The sequence below is a fragment of the Ramlibacter sp. Leaf400 genome, assembly GCF_001424545.1.
Classification (GTDB): domain Bacteria; phylum Pseudomonadota; class Gammaproteobacteria; order Burkholderiales; family Burkholderiaceae_C; genus Ramlibacter.
Genome location: NZ_LMQL01000010.1, coordinates 312391 through 328896 on the forward strand (window position 1 = coordinate 312391; position 16506 = coordinate 328896).

Here is a 16506-nt window from a genome sequence, read left to right on the forward strand (position 1 = left end):
GCGGCGCAGACTGGCCCCATGAAGCTCCAGTTCCTCGGCGCCACCGACACCGTCACCGGGTCCAGGACCCTGGTGCGCCACGCCAGCGGCGACGTGCTGGTCGACTGCGGCCTGTTCCAGGGCTACAAGCAGCTGAGGCTGCGCAACTGGGCCACGCCGCCCGTGCCGCCCGCCTCGATCAACGCCGTGGTCCTCACCCACGCCCACCTCGACCACAGCGGCTGGCTTCCGGTGCTGGTGCGCCACGGATTCCGCGGCAAGGTCTACTGCACGGCGGCCACGCGCGACCTGTGCCGCATCCTGCTGCTGGACGCCGCCCACCTGCAGGAGGAGGAAGCCGAGTACGCGAACCGGCACGCCTTCTCGCGCCACCACCCCGCCCTGGCCCTGTTCACGCGCGAGGACGCCCTGCGTTCCCTGGAACTCTTTCGCGTCGTCGGCTTCGGCGAACGCTGGAACCCGTCGCCGGAACTCGAGGCGGAACTCACGCCCTCCGGCCACATGCTCGGCTCGGCCTTCGTCCGCCTGGAGGGCGACGGCCAGTCGGTGCTCTTCTCCGGCGACCTCGGCCGGCCCCGCGACCTGCTGCTGCGGGCGCCCCTGGCCCCCCGGCCCGCCGACGCGGTGGTGGTCGAGTCCACCTACGGCGACCAGGAGCACCCGCAGGCCGACCCGCTCGAGCAGCTGGCCGACGTGATCTGGCGCACCGCCCGCCGGGGCGGTGCGGTGCTGGTGCCGGCCTTCGCCGTGGGCCGGGCCCAGGCCCTGCTGCACATGCTGCAGCAACTGAAGTCCGAAGGCCGCATCCCCAACCTGCCGCTGTTCCTCAACAGCCCCATGGCCGCCGCCGCGCTGGCCGTCTACCGCGAGCACGGCCGCGAGCTGCGGCTGGACGGCGCCGCCGTCGGGCGGCTGGACGACGGGGTGGAGGTGGTCGAGTCACCGGAAGCCTCCCGGGCGATCAACGCCAGGCGCGGTCCGATGGTCGTGATCGCGGGCAGCGGCATGGCGACGGGCGGGCGCATCGTCCACCACCTGAAAGCCTTCGCCCCGGGCCGCCGCAACACCATCCTGCTGACGGGCCACCAGGCCGGCGGCACCCGGGGCGCCGCGCTGCTGGGCGGTGCCTCGGCGGTCCGCATCCACGGCGAAGACGTGCCGGTGCGAGCCGAGGTCGCGAAGCTGGAAGGCATGTCGTCGCATGCCGACGCCCGCGAGACGGTGGCCTGGCTGCGCGCGCTCGCGCAGCCGCCGCGCAAGGTCTTCATCAACCATGGCGAGCCGGCCGCGGCGGACGGGCTGCGCCAGCGCATCGAGCGCGAACTCGGCTGGTCCTGCACCCTCCCCGCCTACCTGGAGACGCTGGCGGTCTGATCCAGCGCCAGCCGCATCTCCACCACCCCGCGCACCGGGCGCACCGTCCAGCCGGACGCGCGGGCCAGGCCGGCCATGGCCGTGTTCTCGGGCAGGCATTCGCCCACCAGTTCGCGCGTGCCGCGCTCGCGCAGGTGCTCCACCAGGCGCGCGAGCAGCAGCCGGCCCAGCCCCCTGCCCTGCCAGCCGGAAGCGACCTGGATCGCGAACTCCGCGACCTCGTTGTCCGGGTCGCACACCGCGCGCACCTCCCCGACGAACGGCTGCCTTCCCTGCGCATCGGCCGCCGGCAGGGCCACGAAAGCCATCTCGCGGTCGTAGTCGATCTGGCTGAAGCGGGCCAGTTCGGAGAGGGGCACCTCGCGGCGCGACTGGAAGAAGCGCAGCCGCAGGTCCGCCGGCGAGGCCTGCGCATAGAAGTCCTGCAGGCGCTCGCCATCCTCGGGCCGGATGGGCCGCAACTGCAGCTCCTGCCCGCCCACGAGCAGCCGGGACTCCAGCTCCTGGGGATAAGGCCGGATGGCCAGCGGGACCGGCTGCGTGCCGGCGGCGTGCAGGCGCACGCGGGCATCGAGCGCCAGCACGCCCTGTCCATCGGCCAGCAGCGGGTTGATGTCCAGCTCGGCCAGGCCCGCGAGGTCGCAGGCCAGCTGGGACAGGCGCAGCAGCGCGTCGACGACCGCCGCCTCGTCGGCCGCCGGGCGGCTGCGCCACGCCCGCAGCAGCGGCTGCACGCCGCTGCGCGCGAGCAGGTCGCGTGCGAGCGCGGCGTTCAGCGGCGGCAGCGCCACCGCGTGGCGGCGATGCAGTTCCACCTCGACGCCGCCGGTGCCGCACAGCAGCACTGGGCCGAACACCGGATCGCAGGTCAGGCCGAGGATCAGCTCGCGCGCCCCGGGCCGCTCGGCCATCGCCTGCACCGTGAAGCCGCGGATCGACGCATCCGGTCGCAGGCGAGCGACCTGCTCCAGCATCCGCCCGGCCGCGGCGCGGACCTCGTCCGGGGTGCGCAGGCCGAGGGCCACGCCACCGACGTCGGTCTTGTGCAGGATCTGCGGCGAAAGGATCTTGAGCGCGACGGGAAAGCCGATCTCCTGCGCCGCGCGCACGGCCTCCGAGGCCTCGGCCACCGCGCGCGTGGCCACCACCGGGATGCCGTAGGCCTGCAGCAGCGCCTTCGATTCCCGCTCGTCGAGCCATTCGCGGCCGTCGCGTCGCGCCTCCCCGATCAGCACCTGCGCGGCCGCCCGGTCGCAGCCCAACTCCGGCAGGGTGGCCGGCGGGATCTCCAGCAGCTGCCGCTGGTTGCGAGCGTGCGTCACCAGCTGCAGCCAGGCCCGCACCGCCCGCTCGGGCGTTTCGTACGCGGGCAGCCCGGCCTGCGCGCAGGCCAGCCGCGCCTGCTCCACCGCGGGGCCGCCCAGCCAGCCGGTGAGCACCGGCCGGGTCGCTTCCCGCGCCAGCGGCAGGCAGGCCTGCGCGATGTCCAGGGCGGGCACCAGCGCGGTGGGGGCATGCAGGAACAGGACGCCGTCGACCTCGCCCGCCTGCAGCAGCACGCGCATCGCATCGACGTACCGCGCCACGGGTGCGTCGCCGATGATGTCCACCGGGTTCCCGCGCGACCAGGTGGGCGGCAGCACCTGGTCCAGCGCGGCGAGCGTGGGCGCCGCCAGCACGGCCAGCGTGCCGCCGGCCAGCGCCAGCGCATCGGCGGCCAGCACGCCGGCGCCGCCGCCGTTGGTGACGATCGCCAGCCGCTCGCCGGGGGCCGAGCGCGCCCGCGCCAGCGTCTCGGCCGCATCGAACAGCTCCTCCAGCGTGTCCACCCGCAGCAGGCCCGCGCGGCGCGCCGCCGCGTCGAAGACCTCGTCGGAGCCGGCCAGCGCGCCGGTATGCGAAGCCGCGGCGCGGGCGCCGTCCGGTGCGCGGCCCGCCTTCACCACGATGATCGGCTTGTTGCGGGAGGCGGCCCGCGCCGCCGACATGAACTTGCGCGCGGCCTTCACCGATTCGGCGTACAGCAGGATCGCCCGCGTGCCGCCCTCGCTGCCCAGCCAGTCGAGCAGGTCCCCGAAGTCGACGTCGGCGCTGTCGCCCAGCGAGATGCAGTGCGAAAAGCCGATGCCGCGCCCGCGCGCCCAGTCCTGCATCGCCGTCGCCAGCGCGCCCGACTGGCTGACGAACGCCAGGCTGCCGGCCAGCGCGGCGCCGGGCGCGAAGCTGGCGTTCAGGCCCAGCCCGGGCACCTGAAGCCCGATGCAGTTGGGGCCCAGGATGCGCAGCAGGTGGGGCCGCGCCGCCGCCAGCATGGCCTGCTCCCAGGTCGGCCCGCCGGGTTCGGAGGCCTGCTTGAGGCCGGCGCTGATCACGACGGCGGCGCGCGTGCCCTTGCGGCCCAGCTCGGCGACCAGCTGCGGCACCGTGGCCGCAGGCGTGCAGATCACCGCCAGGTCGGGCGCGGCCGGCAGGCTGGCCACGTCGCGCCAGGCCGGCCGTCCGTCCACGCTGTCATGGCGCTGGTTCACGGCCCACAGCGAGCCGGCGAAGCCGGCGGCCTTCAGGTTGCGCAGCACGATCTGGCCCAGGCTGCCGGGGCGGTCGGAGGCGCCGACCAGCGCCACCGAAGCGGGGCGCAGCAGGCGGTCGAGGTGGCGGATGCTCATCGCGGATTCCTCATCGCTGGTGGACGTAGCGGCCCGGTGCGAGCAGCGGCGCGCCCTGGTGCAGGATGGCACGCGCCGGCGGCGGACGCAGCCTTTCGCCGTCCGACCGCGCCTCCAGCCAGGCCGCCCAGTGCGGCCACCACGAGCCTTCGCGGACCGTGGCGACGTCCAGCCAGGCGTCGGGGTCGTGCGGCGCCGCGCCGCCCTCATGCACCGCGGCGCGGTACGACGCCTGCGGATGCGCGAGCGGGCCTTGCGGCGGACTGACGATGCCCACGTTGTGGCCGCCCGAACTGAGCACGAAGTCCACCGGCGCGCGCACCAGCGAGTGCACCTGGTACACCGAGCGCCAGGGCGAGACATGGTCGCGCTCGGTGGCCACCACGTACAGCGGCTGCCCGATCGCGTCCAGCCGCACCGGGCGGCCGGCATGGCGGTAGCGGCCTTCGGCCAGGGCGTTGTCCAGGTAGAGCCAGCGCAGGTATTCGCTGTGCATGCGCGCCGGCAGGCGCGTGGCATCGGCGTTCCAGGCCTTCATGGCGGTCATCGGCGACTGCGCGCCCATCAGGTACTCGTGCACGAGCTTGGACCACACCAGGTCCTTGGAGTTGATCAGCTGGAAGGCGCCCGCCATCTGCCGGCCGTCGAGATAGCCGTGCTCGGCCATCACGCCTTCGAGGAAGGCGATCTGGCTCTCGTCGATGAACAGGCCCAGCTCGCCGGGCCGGTTGAAGTCCACCTGCGCCGCGAGCAGCGACACGGTCTGGAGCGGGCTGCGGCCCGAGGCGCCCAGCGCGGCGGCGGCGATGGCCAGCAGCGTTCCGCCCAGGCAGTACCCGGCGGCATGGATGCGGGCGTGCGGCCGAAGCTCCTGCACCGCGGCGATCGCGGCCAGCACGCCCTGCGTGAGGTAGTCGTCCATGCCGAGGTCGCGGTCCTGGCTGCCCGGGTTGCGCCACGACACCATGAACACGGTGCGGCCCTGGCCGACCAGGTACTGCACCAGCGAGTCGCCCGGCGTGAGGTCCAGGATGTAGAACTTCATGATCCAGGAGGGCACGATCAGCACCGGCTCCGCCGCCACCTCGGGCGTGGCGGGGTCGTACTGGATCAGCTCCACGAGGTGGTTGCGCATCACCACCTTTCCCGGCGTCCGCGCCGTGCCCTTGCCGGGGCCGAAGGCCTCGATCCCGCGCGGGCGCCCGTCGGCCAGGACGGTCAAGGCGTCCCGGAACCAGTTGGCCGCGCCGGCGGCCAGGTTCAGCCCGCCGCGCGCCAGCGTTTCCTGCAGCACCTGCGGATTGGTGGCGATGAAGTTGGACGGCGCCACGGTGTCCAGCAGCTGGCGGGTGGTGAAGGCGACCACCTCCTCGTGGTGCCGCGAGACGCCGCGCACGCCGGTCGTGGCCTGCTGCCACCACTGCTGGGCGAGCAGGAAGCCCTGGGCGAGCATGTGGAAGGGCGGTGCCTGCCACGGGGGCGGCTCGAACCGGCGGTCGTTCGGCGCCGGCGCGACGCAGGGCGTGCACTGCCCGGCCCAGGCCTGCGCGGCGTGGAGGGCCCAGGCCCAGCCCTGCCGCCAGGCCAGGTGGGCGAGCTGCCCCTGCCGTGCCGGCGACACCGCCAGGTGGCTGGCCCAGTCGGTGTAGGCCAGCGCCAGCGCGGCCGGGGAAATGCCGTGCGTCAGCCGCGCCAGGGCTCCCGTCAGCGGCTGGTCCAGCGGGTCGGGCGCGTGCTGCGCGGCCGGGGCCCAGGTCGGCGGATGGGTCGTCATGCCGCGATGCTCACAGCCGCGCGGCGCCGCGGCTTGCGCTGCGTCAATTGATCGGGCATTGGGCGCCGCCTGGCATGCACGGATGCTGCGCGCGTCCATGCGCGCCATGGCGGCCGACCTGGCCGGCCGGCGCCCCGTTGCCATCGAGCCGCCCGTGCCCCGGCGCGGCCGTGCTGGTGCCCTGACGCCGCGCGCCCCTTGTTTGAGGAAGATCAAGCCACCCGGGCGGGCGCCTTCCAAGATTCACTCCCGTGGCCGCGACTGGCGGCCACGTCGATCAACCCAACAGAGGAATCCCCATGAGCAACCTGCGAGTCCTGGATCCCGCATTCGGCGAGAACTTCGAATCGGCGCTGCGCCGCCTGATCCCCGCCAGCATGTTCGAAGGCGATCAGCAGCTGAAGATGCGCATCGACGTCACCGAGAACGACAAGGCCTACACCGTCAAGGCCGACATCCCCGGCGTGAAGAAGGACGACATCGAGGTGCAGGTCGACGCGAACCTGGTGTCGATCAAGGCCGAGACCAAGAGCGAGAAGCAAGAGCGGGGCGACGGCGACCGCGTGCTGCGCAGCGAGCGCTGCTTCGGCACGGTGGCCCGCACGTTCAGCCTGGGCCAGGACGTCGACTCCTCCGGCGTGCAGGCCCGGTACGCCGACGGCGTGCTCACCCTGGAGCTGCCCAAGAAGTCGCCCGCCGACGCGCGCCGCATCGCCATCCAGTGAGGGCCCGCGCACCATGGACCTGGAGGCGCCGGGCGCCGGCGGGCCGGTCCTGCAGGCCCGCCGGCTCTGCAAGACCTACGGCAGCGGCGACACCGCCGTCCATGCGTTGCGCGACGTGGACCTGGAGGTCGCGGCGGGCGAGTTCGTGGTGCTGCTGGGCGCCTCCGGCAGCGGCAAGTCGACCCTGCTGAACATCCTGGGCGGGCTGGACACGCCGACCTCGGGCGAGCTGCTGTTCCGGGGGCGGCCGCTCACCGGCCGCGGCGAGCAGGCCCTCACCGCGTTCCGGCGCGAATACGTCGGCTTCGTGTTCCAGTTCTACAACCTCATCCCCAGCCTCACGGTGGCCGAGAACGTGGCGCTGGTGACCGACATCTCGAACGATCCGATGCCGGTGGACGAAGCCATCGCGCTGGTGGCGCTGACGCCCCGGCGCAACCACTTCCCCTCGCAGCTGTCGGGCGGCGAGCAGCAGCGGGTGGCGATCGCGCGGGCCATCGCCAAGCGGCCGCGGCTGCTGCTGTGCGACGAGCCGACCGGCGCGCTCGACTACGCCACCGGCAAGCTGGTGCTGGAGGTGATCGCGCGCATCAACCGCGAGCTGGGGACGACCGCGCTGGTGATCACGCACAACGCGGCCATCGCCGGCATGGCCGACCGGGTGGTGCGCCTGGCCGATGGCCGCATCGCCAGCGTGGAGCGGCCGCAGCGGCGGCTGACGCCGGCCGAGCTGTCCTGGTAGTGCCATGCGAGCCCTCGACCGCAAGGTGTTGCGCGACCTGCGCCTGCTCTGGAGCCAGGCGATCACGATCGCGCTGGTGGTCGCCAGCGGCATCGGCGGCTTCCTCGCCACGCTGTCCGCGGTGGACTCGCTGGCGCAGGCGCGCGACGGCTTCTATGCCAGCGGCCGCTTCGCCGACGTCTTCGCGACCGTCAAGCGGGCGCCGGCCGCGCTCGCGCCCCGGCTGGCCGAAATCCCGGGCGTGGTGGACGTGCAGGCCACCGTCGAGACCTTCGCGCGCGTGACCGTGCCGGGCAGCACCGACCCGGTGATCGGCCAGCTGATCGGCCTGGATGCCGATCGTCCGCAGCGCCTCAATCGCGTGCTCCTGCGGTCCGGCCGCTGGCCCGAGGGGGGCAGCCGCCCCGGGGGCGAGCTGGACGCGGTGGTCACCGAGAGCTTCGCCGACGCGCACGGGCTGGGTCCCGGCGAGACCGTCTCGGCCCTCGTCAACGGCAAGCGCAGGACGCTGCGCATCACCGGCACGGCGCTCTCGCCGGAATACATCTTCGGCGGCCTGTTCGGCATGCCGGACCTGCGTGCGTTCGGCGTGTTCTGGGTCGACCACGACGAACTCGCGGCCGCCACCGACATGGCCGGCGCGTTCAACCGCGTCGCGCTGAAGCTTTCGCCGCAGGCCTCGCAGGACGCGGTGCTGGCGCAGCTGACCCGGAGGCTGGCCGGGCTGGGCGGCGAGCCCCCGCATGGCCGCGACGAGCAAGGCTCCCACGCGATGCTGGACAACGAGATCCGCGAGCAGCGCGTGCTCGGCACCGTCCTGCCGGCGATCTTCCTGGCCGTGGCGGGCTTCCTCCTGCACGTGGTCACGGCGCGGCTGGTGGCCACGCAGCGCGAGCAGGTCGCCGCGCTCAAGGCCCTGGGCTACCGCGACGCCGCCATCGCGGCGCACTACCTCAAGCTGGTGGCCCCGATGGTGCTGGGCGGCTTCGTGCTCGGGATCGGGCTCGGACACGCCATGGGGACGATGCTCACCGGCCTGTACGCCGACTTCTTCCGGTTTCCCCGCTTCGACTTCGGGATTCCGCCCGGGCTGGTCGTCGCCGGCCTGGCGCTGGTCGTGGCCACCGCCGTGCTGGGCACGCTCACGGCCATCCAGGCGACGGTGCGGCTGTCCGCGGCGCAGGCGATGCGGCCACCGTCGCCGGGCAGCTATCGCCGCGCGCTGCTGGAGCGGCTCCCCCGCCTGCGCCTGGCGCCCTCGCTGCGCATGATCCTGCGCAACCTGGAGCGGCGGCCGCTGCGCGCTGCCGTGACGATCGGCGGGATGGCCGCGGCCACCGCCATCGTGATCATGGGCAACTTCTTCCGCGACGCGATCGAGACCATCGTCGAGACGCAGTTCGGCCTGGCCATGCGCGGCGACCTGATCGTGTGGACGACCGACCCGGTGGATGCGGCGGCCGGGCGCGAGCTGGCCCGCCTGCCGGGCGTGCTGGAGGTGGAGCCCGGGCGGCGCATCGCCGTGCGCTTCGTGCACGGCTCGCGCAGCCAGAAGGGGCTGGTCGATGCCTACCCGGCCGTTCCGTCGCTGCAGCGGGTGGTGGACGTCGAGCAGGTCCCGCGCCCGCCGGGCGTGCACGGCCTGCTCATGACGGACCGGCTGGCCCGCAAGCTGGGGCTGGAGCCCGGCGACACGGTCACCGTCGAGGTCCGCGAGGGCCGGCGCGCCGTGCTGCGGCTGGTGGTCGAGCGGACGGTGCGCGACATGATGGGCATGAACGCCTTCATCCGCCGCGACACGCTGAACCGGGCGCTGGGCGACGGCGACCTCGCCAACTTCTTCAGCCTGCGGGCCGGCCCCGGCGCGGTGGAGCGGGTGCTGGAAACCACGCAGGGGCTGCCCAAGGTGGCCGGCGCCTTCAGCAAGGCCACCATGCTGCGCAACATGCAGGAGGTCAGCGCGCGCAACATCCTGATCATGAGCTCGGTGCTCACCGCCTTCGCCGCGGTGATCGCGGTGGGCGTGGTCTACAACAACGCGCGCATCGCCCTGGCCGAGCGCACCTGGGAGCTGGCCAGCCTGCGCGTGCTGGGCTTCACCCGGGGCGAGGTCTCGGTGCTGCTGCTGGGCGAACTGGCGCTGGGCATCGCCATCGCGCTGCCGCTGGGCATGCTGCTGGGCTGGGGGCTCACGCACGGCGTGGTGCAGCTGATGCGCTCGGACCAGTTCCTGTTCCCGGTGGTGATCCGGCCGCGCACCTATGCCTGGGCCGCCCTGTGCGTGGTGGCCGCGGGCCTGGCCAGCGCGCTGGTGGTGCGCCGGCGCATCGACAGCCTCGACATGGTCGCGGCACTCAAGACGAGGGAATGAACATGGGCAAACGCAGGGTCCTGGTGTGGGGCGGCGCGGGCGCCGCCGTGCTGGCGATGCTGGGCTGGGCGTTCTCGCCCCGGCCGGTGGCGGTGGAGACCGCCGCCGTGCATTCCGGTCGTTTCGAGCAGGGCATCGAGGAGGACGGCCGCACGCGCGTGAAGGACCGCTACACCGTCTCGGTGCCGGTGGCGTCGCGGCTGACCCGCATCGTGCTGCGCGAAGGCGACCGCGTCCGCGCGGGCGACACCGTGGCCGTGCTGCTGCCGGTGATGTCGGCCATGATCGACGAGCGCAGCGCGCGCGAGGCCGCCGCGCGCCACCGGGCGGCGCAAGCCGTGGTGCAGCGCGCGGCCGCGCGCCTGGAGCGGGCCCGCATCGGCGTGGAGGAGACCCAGCTCGAGCTGCACCGCAGCGAGAAGCTCGCCCGCGAGGGCTTCCTCAGCGCCTCGCGGCTGGACGCGGCGCGGCTGGCCCTCTCCGCCGCGCAACGCGAGCAGGAGGCGGCCCGCGCGGAACGGGAGATCTCGGTGCAGGAGCAGGCGCAGGCGGCCGCGACGCTGCGGCCGGCCGGCGCGCCGGAGGCGGGCCGCCCGCTCGTGGTGCGGGCGCCGGTCGACGGGGTGGTGCTGAAGGTGGCGCAGCCCAGCGAAGCCACGCTGCCGGCCGGCACGGCCCTGCTGGACATCGGCGACCCCGCGCGCATGGAGGTGGTGGCGGAACTGCTGACCACCGACGCTGTCCAGGCGCAACCCGGCCGCCGGGCCGTGGTCGAGCGCTGGGGCGGGCCGCCGGTCGAAGGCCGCGTGCGGCGGGTGGAACCCGCGGCGTTCACCAAGGTTTCCGCGCTCGGCATCGAGGAGCAGCGCGTGAACGTTCTGGTCGACCTGGATCCGCCACCGCCCGAGTGGCTGGCCATGGGCGATGGCTTCCGGGTCACCGTCCGCATCGTCACCCAGAGCGTCGACCAGGTCGTGCTCGCGCCGGTGGGGGCCCTGTTCCCCTTCGCCGATGGCGGCATGGCGGCCTACCGGCTGGACGGCGGCCGCGCCCGGCTGCAGCCGGTGGACGTCGCCGCCCGCAACGGCAGCGAGGCCTGGGTGCGCAGCGGACTGCAGCCGGGCCAGAGCGTCATCCTCTACCCGCCTCCTTCGGTCTCCGACGGACAGCGGGTGCAAAGGCGCAGGTAGGCGCGCCGTGACCGACGAACAGCTGCGGCAGCTGGCGGCCTCGCTGGGGGCGCAATGCCTGGAGACGCACATCTCCTGGGTGCTGCTGGCGGGCGACACCGCCTGGAAGATCAAGAAGCCGGTCCGGCTGGCCTTCGTGGACTACGGCACGCTGGAGGCGCGCCGGCGCTGCTGCGAGGAGGAGCTGCGGCTGAACGGCCGGCTCGCGCCCGCGCTGTACCTCGGCCTGGACAGCGTCACCGCCACGCCCGGCGGCGCCCGCCTCGGCGGCTGCGGGCCGGTGATCGACTTCGCGGTCCGCATGCGCCGTTTCGCGCAGGAGGACCTGTTCTCCGAACGGCTGGCGGCCGGGCGGCTCGGCCGTGCCGAGGTCGACGCCCTGGCGGCGATGCTGGCGGGCTTCCACGCCGGCGCGCCGCGGGCCCCGGCCGGCGCGGGCTGGGGCACGCCGCAGCGGCGCCGTGCCTCGGCGCTGGCGGCCTGCACGGGCGCCGCGCGGTGGCTGCCGGGCACCGGCGATGCGGCGCGCCTGGAGCGCTGGTTCGAGAACGCGGCCGCCGGCCTGGCGCCGCTGTGGGACGCCCGGTTGCGGGGCGGCCGCGTGCGCGAAGGCCACGGCGACCTGCACCTGGACAACCTGGTCTGGCTGGACGGCGCGCCCGCGGCCTTCGACGGGATCGAGTTCGATGCGGCGCTGCGCTGGATCGACGTGCTGGACGACATCGCGTTCCCCGTCATGGACCTGGGCGTGCGCGGCAGCCGCGCCCTCGCCTTCCGCCTGCTCAACGCATGGCTGGACGCGCTGGGCGAGCACGAGGCCGTGCCGTCGCTGCGTTTCGCCGCCGCCTACCGCGCGCTGGTGCGGTCCCAGGTGATGGGGATGCGCGGCAGGCCGGCGCAGGCCCGCGCCTATGCCAGCGCCGCGCGCGGCTGGACGGCCCCGGGAACGCCCCGCCTGTGCATCACGCACGGCCTGCCCGGCTCGGGCAAGACGTGGCGTTCGCAGGCCTGGCTGGAAGGCGAGGCCGCCATCCGCGTGCGCTCCGACGTGGAGCGCAAGCGCCTGGCGGGCCTCGGGCCCCTGGCGGACTCCCGCGCCGCCGGCGTGGACCTGTACACGCCCGCCATGACGCGGCAGACCTATGAACGCCTGCTGGCGCTGGCGGAGATCGCGTTGCGGGCCGGGCATCCCGTGGTGCTGGACGCGGCCTTCCTGCGGCGGGCCGAACGGGACCAGGCGCGCGCCCTGGCCGACTCGCTGTGCGCGCCCTTCTCCATCCTGGCCTGCGAGGCGCCCCCTGCGCTGCTGCGCGAGCGGCTGGCCGGGCGCCGCGGCGATGCCTCGGAGGCGGACGCCGCAGTGCTGGACCGGCTCGCCGGCCAAGCCGAGCCGCTGGGCCCCGACGAACGGGCCGTGGCCGAGCGGGCCTGAAGGTTCAGCGGGCCAGGTACCCGCCGTCGATCGGGTAGTAGGCCCCCGTGGCGAACGAAGCTGCCGGACTGCTGAGCCAGGTCACCAGCGCCGCCACCTCCTCCGGCCGGCCGAGCCGGCCGATGGGGTGCATCGCGACGAGGGCGGCCAGCGCCGCCGGATCGCTTTCGAGGCGCTCGATCATCGGCGTGTGGATGAAGGCGGGGCCGACCGCGTTGATGCGGATGCCCTGCGCCGCGTACTCCTGCGCGGCCGCCTTGGTCAGGCCCAGCACGCCGTGCTTGGCCGCGGTGTACGCGGGCGCGTTGGCGAAGCCGACCGTGCCCAGGATGGACGCCATGTTGACGATGGCGCCGCCCCCGCCCTTGAGCATCGCGCGGATTTGCGAGCGCATGCAGTGGAAGACGCCGCTCAGGTTGACCGCGATCACGCGGTTCCATGCGTCCAGCGGGTAGTCGGCCGTGGGCGCGAGTTCGCCGCCGATGCCGGCGTTGTTGCAGGCGATGTCCAGCCGGCCGTAGGCGCCGACGGTGCGTTCGACCAGCCCGGAGCAGTCGCCCGGGACGCTGACGTCGGCCGCAGCGAAGATCGCGTCGCCGCCGGCCCGGCGGACCAGGGCCACGGTTTCCTCGCCGCCGGCCGTGTCGGTGTCCGACACCACCACCCGGGCGCCCGCGCCGGCGTAAGAGAGCGCGATGGCGCGGCCGATGCCCGAGGCCGCGCCGGTGACGATGGCGACTTTGTCGTTCAGCATGGGAGTCTCCCTGGAGGTGTGGTGCAGCCATGCTAGGGAAGCCGGGGCGACGGGCCTTGACGTGCGTCAAGGCGGGCACGCCATGCCCGGAGCAGAGTGCCTGCAAGGAGGCCTCCCCCATGCGCCCAGTCCACTTCACGGCCGCGATCCTGTCCACGCTGCTCGGCAGCGCCATCGCCCAGGTCCCGCCCACCCCCGCCACCCGCGGCGCCATGCTCTACGAGAACCACTGCGGCGCCTGCCACTCCGAGCAGATGCATTGGCGCGCGCAGCGCCGGGCCCAGGACTGGAACTCCCTGCGGGCGCTGGTCCTCCAGTGGCAGGGCGAGGCCCGCCTGGGCTGGAACGGCGAGGACATCGACGCCGTGGCCCGGCACCTGAACGACACGATCTACCGCTTCCCGGCGCCGCAGCGGGTCGCCGGGCGGTGAACCGCAGAGGAACGAACGTGCACCACCCCCACCTGCCGCCGGCCGTGCGCCGGCACCTGTCCTCGCGCACGGGAGCGCTCGCCGCCGTCGCCGTGGGAGGGACCCTCCTGGCCCTGCGCTACGCGGCCCATCTCTACTGGCTGCCCGCCTACCTCGTGCTGCTCGGCTGGCCGCTGGCGCACAGGTGGGCGCATCGCACGGGCGCCGCCGCCCGTTGACGCAGGTCAACGCCGCCGCGCCGCCAGGCTTGCAGACTGCCTCCATTTCCACCGCGGGAGATCCACCATGTACAAGCGAATCCTGGTTCCGGTCGACGGCAGCGAGACATCGGCCAAGGCGCTGGCGACGGCCGTCGAGATGGCGCGCGGCAGCGGCGGCCAGATCCACCTGGTGCACTGCGTCGACGAGCTGGCCTACCTGGGCGCGTACGACTACGTCGGCGCCATCATCGACCTGGTGCGGGAGAACGGCGCCAAGGTCCTGAGCGAGGCGGCCGACACCTGCCGGGCGGCTGGCGTGGATGCGGTGTCGACGTTCATCGACACCCCCGGGCAGCGGCTGGGAACGTCGATCGCGAAGCAGGCGACGGACTGGAAGGCCGACCTCATCGTGGTCGGCACCCACGGGCGCCGCGGCGTCGACCGCCTGGTGATGGGCAGCGGGGCCGAGCAGATCATCCGCACGGCACCGGCGCCGGTGCTGGTGGTCCGCGGTGGCGCGGCCGGACCCGGCTGATCCGCGCAGGGCAGTGCACCCGCGCGACCTCCCCGGTGCCGCCCGCTGGGTCCGGCACGCGCTGCTCGCCCGGCCCGACGAATCGGCCGGCCAGCTGCGGCTTCGCCTGAGGCAGCAGCGCACGCCCGCCTGGGACCTGGTCTGCGTGACCGATGGCGGACGGCTGCTCGGATCCCTTTCCGCGGCGGAACTGCTGTCCCTGCCCGAGGCGCAGTTGCTGGGAGCCGCAGCCCATGCGAGCTGGCCGCGCGCCACCGCGGGCACCAGCAACGAGCGGATGGCCTCCATCGCCCTGCACCACGGCGTGTCGGCGCTGCCGGTCGTGGACGAGGCGGGAGCGCTGCGCTACGTGGCGGGGCCCCGCGACCTGATGAACGTGCTGCGCCGCGAGCACGTGCAGGACCTGCACCGGCTGGCCGGCATCGCCCGCGAGTCCGCGCAGGCGCCCCAGGCCCTGCACGCCGCGCCCCTGCGGCGGGTGCGGCACCGGCTGCCCTGGCTGCTGGCAGGACTGGCGGGCAGCGCCGCTGCCACCCTGGTGGTGGCGCGCTACGAGCACGCGATGGCCGCCCTTCCGGCGGTCGCCTTCTTCATGCCCGGGCTGGTGTACCTCGCCGACGCGATCGGCACGCAGAGCGAGACCATCGCGGTGCGTGGCCTCTCGCTGAGCCACATGAGCCTGCGGCAGCTGTTCGCGGCCGAGCTTCGCACCGGGCTCCTGCTGGGCCTGGTGCTGTCGGCGGTCGCCTTCCCCCTGGTCCTGGCGGTGTTCGGCAACCCGCGGCTCGCAACCGCCGTGGCGCTGGCCCTGGCGATCGCCAGCACGCTGGCCTCGACCCTCGGGCTCGCCATGCCCGCGCTGCTGCAGCGCCTGGGCGCCGACCCCGCCTACGGCAGCGGTCCGATCGCGACCATCGTCCAGGACGTGCTCACCCTGGTCGTCTACTTCGGCTGCGTCTCGCTCGTCGTGCTCTGAAGGCGCCCGGCAGGCCCGGCCTGCAGCCCGCCCGCGCTTGCCCCACACTGCACCGCGATGATCGTGCCAATCCTCGGGGCGCTGGCCCTGCTGCTCGCCCTCCTGGCGCTGCTGGTGGCGGTGCTGTGGTCGATCCGGCGGCAGCGCGACGTCGACCTGCGCCTTCCCGCCAGCGCGGGGATCGGCCAGCTGCTGCCCACGCTGGCGGGCCTCTCGTCAAGCCCCGTGGTCGGCGGCAATGCGGTCGAGCTGGTGGAGAACGGGCGCTACTTCGACGTGCTGCTCGAGCGGATCCGCGGCGCGCGGCACTCCGTGCACCTGGAGACCTTCCTCTGGAAGGACGGCGCCATCGGCCGGCAGCTGGGCACCGCGCTGGCCGAGCGCGCGGCCGCGGGATGCCAGGTGCGCCTGATGCTGGACGCCAACGGCTGCCGGCGGATGGGCGCGCCGACCCTGCGCCACCTGCAAGACGCCGGCTGCAAGGTGGCGTTCTTCCACGACAACGCGCTGCGCAACATCGGGCTGCTGAACAACCGCGACCACCGCAAGCTGGTGGTGTTCGACGGCCGCGAAGCCCTGGTCGGCGGCCACTGCATCGTCGACGCCTGGCTGGGCGACGCCGAGGACCACCTGCACAACGCCGACCTGAGCGTGCTGGTGGGCGGGCCGATCGTCAACACGCTGCAGGGCGTTTTCAGCGAGAACTGGATCTCCGAGACCCGCGAGCTCTTCGGCGGCGAGGACCACTTTCCCCACCTGCCGCCGGCCGGCGACACGGCGATCCACGCCGCCTGGCTCAAGCCGGACGGGGCGGCGCCCGCGGTGAAGATCCTGCACCACGCGGCCATCTGCCTGGCGCGCGAGCGGATCTGGATCCAGAACCCCTACTTCATCCCCCAGCCGGCCGCCATCGACGCGCTGGGCGAAGCCGTCGCCCGCGGCGTGGACGTGCGCGTGCTGATGCCCGCGACCAGCGGCTCGGACAACCCGATGGTGCAGCACGCGGGACACCGCAACTTCGAGAAGCTGCTGCGCTGCGGCGTGCGCCTGTTCGAGTACCCGCACACGCTGCTGCACCAGAAGGCCATGACGATCGACCGGGCGTGGAGCGCCATCGGCTCCAGCAACTTCGACGACCGCTCGTTCGAGACCAACGACGAGCTCACGCTGGGCATCCTGGACGACGCGCTCGCCGCCCGCCTCGACGGGGTGTTCGAGAAGTACGTCGCGCGCGCCGAGGAGGTGCAGCTCGACGCCTGGCGCCGGCGCGGCGCCTGGCACAAGCTCAAGGACAACGGCGCCTACCTGTTCCACCTGCTGCTGTGAGCGGGCGGCC

14 protein-coding genes are annotated in these 16506 nt (G+C 73.9%); 11 read left to right on the top strand and 3 right to left on the bottom strand.

All coding sequences use genetic code 11. From position 1 onward, the window contains the following. The first annotated feature begins 18 nt into the window (after nucleotides 1-18). On the top strand, nucleotides 19-1374 hold the full coding sequence (locus tag ASG30_RS12455; RefSeq protein WP_055896773.1) for an MBL fold metallo-hydrolase RNA specificity domain-containing protein: 1356 nt from the start codon (nucleotides 19-21) through the stop codon (nucleotides 1372-1374). On the opposite strand, the gene ASG30_RS12460 is transcribed toward ASG30_RS12455, so the two are convergent. Both ASG30_RS12460 and ASG30_RS12465 read right to left on the bottom strand, forming a co-directional pair. Continuing rightward, nucleotides 1350-4040, bottom strand: coding sequence for a bifunctional acetate--CoA ligase family protein/GNAT family N-acetyltransferase (locus ASG30_RS12460; RefSeq protein ID WP_055896776.1), 2691 nt, complete (start codon nucleotides 4038-4040; stop codon nucleotides 1350-1352). The genes ASG30_RS12455 and ASG30_RS12460 overlap by 25 nt on opposite strands. Nucleotides 4041-4050: 10 nt before the next feature. Continuing rightward, nucleotides 4051-5814, bottom strand: coding sequence for a PHA/PHB synthase family protein (locus tag ASG30_RS12465; RefSeq protein WP_055896779.1), 1764 nt, complete (start codon nucleotides 5812-5814; stop codon nucleotides 4051-4053). A 299-nt stretch (nucleotides 5815-6113) separates the two neighbouring features. On the opposite strand from ASG30_RS12465, the gene ASG30_RS12470 reads away from it, so the two are divergent. From ASG30_RS12470 to ASG30_RS12490, 5 genes are read left to right on the top strand one after another with little or no spacing between them, the layout of a single operon-like run. Next, nucleotides 6114-6539, top strand: a complete 426-nt coding sequence (locus ASG30_RS12470) for an Hsp20/alpha crystallin family protein (protein ID WP_055896782.1) — start codon at nucleotides 6114-6116, stop codon at nucleotides 6537-6539. Between the two features lie 13 nt (nucleotides 6540-6552). Next, entirely contained in the window at nucleotides 6553-7281 is a 729-nt protein-coding gene (locus tag ASG30_RS12475; RefSeq protein WP_055896785.1) for an ABC transporter ATP-binding protein, read from the top strand. Between the two features lie 4 nt (nucleotides 7282-7285). Further along, a complete protein-coding gene (locus ASG30_RS12480) occupies nucleotides 7286-9652 on the top strand; it encodes an ABC transporter permease (protein WP_055896788.1) in 2367 nt (788 codons plus the stop codon). Nucleotides 9653-9654: 2 nt separating this feature from the next. Beyond that, the gene (locus ASG30_RS12485; RefSeq protein ID WP_055896791.1) at nucleotides 9655-10842 is read left to right on the top strand and encodes an efflux RND transporter periplasmic adaptor subunit; all 1188 of its coding nucleotides are present in this window, start codon (nucleotides 9655-9657) and stop codon (nucleotides 10840-10842) included. 7 nt (nucleotides 10843-10849) lie between these two features. After that, nucleotides 10850-12274: a bifunctional aminoglycoside phosphotransferase/ATP-binding protein gene (locus ASG30_RS12490; RefSeq protein ID WP_055896793.1), complete on the top strand. Its 1425-nt coding sequence runs from the start codon at nucleotides 10850-10852 to the stop codon at nucleotides 12272-12274. Nucleotides 12275-12278: 4 nt separating this feature from the next. Here the strand turns inward: ASG30_RS12490 and ASG30_RS12495 are convergent, their stop codons facing one another. Continuing rightward, entirely contained in the window at nucleotides 12279-13028 is a 750-nt protein-coding gene (locus tag ASG30_RS12495) for a glucose 1-dehydrogenase (RefSeq protein ID WP_055896796.1), read from the bottom strand. A gap of 119 nt (nucleotides 13029-13147) precedes the next feature. Between ASG30_RS12495 and ASG30_RS12500 the strand changes: the two genes are divergently transcribed. The 5 genes from ASG30_RS12500 to ASG30_RS12520 all read left to right on the top strand — a co-directional run bounded on the left by ASG30_RS12500 (nucleotide 13148) and on the right by ASG30_RS12520 (nucleotide 16496). Beyond that, nucleotides 13148-13459 carry a hypothetical protein gene (locus ASG30_RS12500; protein WP_055896798.1) on the top strand — a complete coding sequence of 104 codons (312 nt, stop codon included), beginning with the start codon at nucleotides 13148-13150 and terminating at the stop codon, nucleotides 13457-13459. 17 nt (nucleotides 13460-13476) lie between these two features. Next, nucleotides 13477-13677, top strand: a complete 201-nt coding sequence (locus ASG30_RS12505) for a hypothetical protein (protein WP_055896801.1) — start codon at nucleotides 13477-13479, stop codon at nucleotides 13675-13677. 67 nt (nucleotides 13678-13744) lie between these two features. Further along, complete coding sequence (locus tag ASG30_RS12510; protein ID WP_055896804.1) at nucleotides 13745-14194, top strand: universal stress protein; 450 nt, start codon at nucleotides 13745-13747, stop codon at nucleotides 14192-14194. Between the two features lie 13 nt (nucleotides 14195-14207). Then, the gene (locus ASG30_RS12515; RefSeq protein ID WP_055896807.1) at nucleotides 14208-15170 is read left to right on the top strand and encodes a magnesium transporter; all 963 of its coding nucleotides are present in this window, start codon (nucleotides 14208-14210) and stop codon (nucleotides 15168-15170) included. Nucleotides 15171-15227: 57 nt separating this feature from the next. After that, the gene (locus tag ASG30_RS12520) at nucleotides 15228-16496 is read left to right on the top strand and encodes a phospholipase D-like domain-containing protein (protein ID WP_055896810.1); all 1269 of its coding nucleotides are present in this window, start codon (nucleotides 15228-15230) and stop codon (nucleotides 16494-16496) included. Nucleotides 16497-16506 lie beyond the last annotated feature (10 nt).